Annotated in this window: 4 protein-coding genes and 1 pseudogene; 2 read left to right on the top strand and 3 right to left on the bottom strand. The window is 38.0% G+C overall.

Annotated elements, in window-relative coordinates:
• Together ACRCJ0_RS10475 and gorA are read left to right on the top strand one after the other, a co-directional pair.
• Positions 1 to 202: pseudogene (locus ACRCJ0_RS10475) on the top strand (dihydrolipoamide dehydrogenase); the annotation flags it as partial.
• On the top strand, positions 181 to 1,533 hold the full coding sequence (gene gorA / locus ACRCJ0_RS10470; RefSeq protein ID WP_431390399.1) for a glutathione-disulfide reductase: 1,353 nt from the start codon (positions 181 to 183) through the stop codon (positions 1,531 to 1,533). The pseudogene ACRCJ0_RS10475 and the gene gorA, both read left to right, overlap by 22 nt.
• An 82-nt stretch (positions 1,534 to 1,615) precedes the next feature.
• On the opposite strand, the gene ACRCJ0_RS10465 is transcribed toward gorA, so the two are convergent.
• From ACRCJ0_RS10465 to ACRCJ0_RS10455, 3 genes are all read right to left on the bottom strand, one after another.
• Positions 1,616 to 1,963, bottom strand: coding sequence for a hypothetical protein (locus tag ACRCJ0_RS10465; protein ID WP_026466129.1), 348 nt, complete (start codon positions 1,961 to 1,963; stop codon positions 1,616 to 1,618).
• Positions 1,941 to 3,254: a DUF1576 domain-containing protein gene (locus tag ACRCJ0_RS10460; protein WP_419971308.1), complete on the bottom strand. Its 1,314-nt coding sequence runs from the start codon at positions 3,252 to 3,254 to the stop codon at positions 1,941 to 1,943. The genes ACRCJ0_RS10465 and ACRCJ0_RS10460 overlap by 23 nt, the downstream gene beginning before the upstream one ends.
• Before the next feature lie 198 nt (positions 3,255 to 3,452).
• Positions 3,453 to 3,750 (bottom strand): cation transporting ATPase C-terminal domain-containing protein (locus ACRCJ0_RS10455; protein ID WP_431390398.1); only part of this gene is annotated, 298 nt, incomplete at its 5' end.

Raw genomic sequence — 3,750 nt, 5'->3', positions numbered from 1 at the left:
GGAGCCAATCCAAGCAGCGACAACAGTGCCGTCTACTGATGAAATAACCAATGAAGTGGACGATTTTACTCAAGACATTGCGATTGAAACCAATCAAGCGAGACAAATCTTTTTACAACGACAAGCTAAAGAAGCTGAAGAACGTAAGAAAAAACAATTTTTTGGAAAAGAGTGGGATGAATGGAAAGATATGATTATATAAGTATCGGTGGCGGGAGTGCCGGTATCGCATCAGCAAACCGTGCCGCTGAATATGGGGCTAAAGCTTTAATTATTGAGAAAAGAGACGTTGGGGGTACTTGCGTAAATAGAGGTTGTGTACCCAAGAAAATTTCTTGGCACGGGACTATGCTGAGAGACCAAATCAACGAATATGGGTCTGCATATGGCCTAAACTTCACTGAAGAAGACCCGGTTAACTACGCAGCTTTAAAAGCCAATAGAGATGCCTATATTGATCGTGTCCATGGTGGCTATGCGTCAGGTTTTAAATCTCGTGGCACCCATTATTTAGAGGGTGAAGCGAAATTTATCGACAACCACACAGTAGAAGTTGATGGCGTTCAATATACAGCGCCACATATCGCCATTGTGCCAGGCGGTCGTCCGCGTTTAATCGACCTACCAGGTATTGATTTAGTAGATACTTCTGACGACTTCTTCGAGTGGGAAACTTTACCAGAAAGCGTCTTAATCATTGGTGCAGGTTATGTGGCAACCGAATTTGCGGGTGTTCTAAATGGCCTAGGTGTCAAAACAACTCAAGCTGTTCGTCATGATCGTCCTTTAAGAGGATACGACCAAGCAATTATCGAAGTCTTAGTTGATGAAATGAAGAAAACAGGCATTGAATTGCTGACAGAAAGCGACCCAGAATCCATTGAAAAATTAGCTGATGGTTCACTTCGTGTAAACTTTAAAAATGGCCTCCATGCTGACGCTGAAAAAGTAATTTATGCTATCGGTCGTACACCAAATACGGATAATATCGGTTTAGAAAATACCGATGTTGAACTAACAAAATCTGGCCACATCAAAGTGGATGACTACCATAACACGAATGTAGAAGGTTTATATGCCTTTGGTGACGTCATTGGTAAAGTTGAATTAACACCAGTAGCCATTATGGCTGGTAGAACCTTGTCAGATACCATTTTTAATGGTGCTGAGCCTTATTTACTAGACTATAACACTGTACCAACTGTCATCTTTACTCACCCAGCAATCGGATCTATTGGCTATTCAGAAGAGGCAGCTAAAGAAAAATTTGGTGCGGACAAGGTGAAAGTGTATACTTCAAACTTCACGCCAATGTATTCAGCAGTTTCAGAAAATCGCCAACCAGCCCGGTTGAAATTGATTACCCAAGGCGACGATGAAGTGGTTGTAGGCGTTCATGGGATTGGCTATGCCGTAGAAGAAATGATGCAAGGTTTTGCGGTCGGTGTTCGTTTAGGCTTAACCAAGAAACAATTCGACCAAACAATTGCCATCCATCCTACAGGTGCTGAAGAGTTTGTAACGATGCGATAAAGATAATTAAAAACGTCTATAGTGGACTTGTAGTCCATATAGACGTTTTTTTATTATTTTTAAAAATAGGCGCACTTTCAGTCTAGTGATATACCCGTTCAATATAAATCTGGAAACCTGTATCTGTAACATCAAAAGTAACATAATCGATAACCGCAGCCAAAATTTCTGTATTAAAAGTATCATTACGAATGCCTAGAAGGTCTTCATAATAATATTCAATTTCAGGTTGTCTTTTAGCATTTAGGTCATCTAATTGATCAATAAAAGATTGTGGAAGATCAGCTTTTTTACCGTCAAATTTAATGACAGAAGTAGATTGTTTATCGGTCGCAATGGATAAATCCATTTGATATTTATTAATTTCATAGTCATCAAATAAGTTCATAAATTCTGATACAATACGATTAACCTTTGCGTATTCTCTCATGTTCGTTAATTCTCTCCTTTATGACATCAAATATAGGGACAAGGAAGGCTGCGACGAACCCTCCAGAAAAGCCGTTATTATATAGATTTAATCCGGCGTGGGCATTACCGGTGTTATTCACAACGGCTGCATGTAAGGCACCAGCAATAAGACCTGCTCCCCATCCATAATGTCCAGCAATTGGCGCAAGGGTAGTACCGAATAATGCGGCTAATAGTGCACTAGTTGTATTAGGATTGTCGATATGCATGGCAATTTGCATCAAATATATACCAGCCATGATAGGAATAACATTAAATGGATGTTTACCAAACGCTGCAAAACCTACGACAGTCAAGACACCACCGACAACTGCACCTTCTAATTGACCACCAACAATATGCACATATCCAATAGCAATAAAACCAAGGATACCCATATTCATTAAGGTAATAGGTGTACCAAATTCAATTACAATATCTGAAATTAACTGTCCAGAAGATTTACGTAATTTCATATACCCTTTAAATGAATAATCATTCAAGATAAATCCAGATAAGAAAAGCACGAGTGAAAAGAGGATAAAGAACCAAGTAACCAGCGAACTAGATAATTGTTGTGGTTCAATGTCGTAAGTTACTGGTAATTCAAAAACCCGCATAATCGATGCAATTACTAAACCAATAACGCCAGCAGTGAAGCCAATATTATATAGATTAAATCCTTGGTGGAATCGTAGAAAGCTGGCTGAAACTGGGTGGATTACGAAACCAATAATTACACCCGCCATTATACCAATTGGCATCCCTATGAAAATAGGCAATCCCTGGCCAAATGTGATTAAGGATACTACTGGGCTTAGTGCAGATGAAAAAAGGGCACCCAATAGTAAGTTGGCAATCGGCGTATTAGAATACTTGCTATAAAGATAAGTACCGATTAGAAAAGGAATCGAATTATACAAGTTTTTTCCAAAGAAGGAAAATCCCATAACTGTCAATACAGCAGCTAAAAGGGGACCAGTAATTTTAGGGGCGTTACGATGTATAAAAAAAGTATTAGCTAAAGTTAAAGTTCCTACGTTAAAAAAAGTTGCACCTATTCCACCAACTTCAAAGTAGTCCGTAATTAGATTACTAGGCGATAAAAGGATTGTCCAATAACCAGATATCAAAGAACTGGGCGATTGAACACTTAGGCCAAATAATATAAAAATGCTTGCTACTGTATAGAAGAATAAGGGTTTTATTTCAGTTTTACCGAAGAATAGATATAAAAAACGATGTAGTTGATTGTTGATCGTATTACGCATTTAAAACCACCTTTATTATTAGAATAGAATTTATTTATATTTTTATATTAGCAAGAAGTTGATAGGTAGACAAGCAAAAATTGCAAAGGTATATAATGAGATAAACTCAGGAAAAACAGATCATATGACAAAATGTAAAAGGGCTATGACGGAAGTGTCACAGCCCTTTGTAGCTTAAAAAGCAAATAGATAAAATTGTTATTTGTTTAATTCTGACCCAACATCAAATTTTTCGTCCCAACCAGTAGCACGGATAATGAATTTACCGATTTCTACGTAAAGTACTACAGAAGCAGCAGCTAATAGAATTACAATCCACATTTCCATAGCCATTGGGTCACCTAACAAGTGAACAGTACCGAAGGCGTCGTTTAGACCTGGTACGAATACAGTAATTAACATCAATACTGTTGAAGCTAATACTGCGATGTTTAACCACTTGTTGTCGAATGGATTTGAAGCAAATAGTGACTTGAATACTGACTTAGAGTTGTAT

This window comes from Aerococcus sp. L_32 (assembly GCF_050689315.1).
The sequence above is the reverse complement of the archived record's forward strand: the minus strand, read 5'-3'. Positions and strand labels throughout refer to the sequence as shown.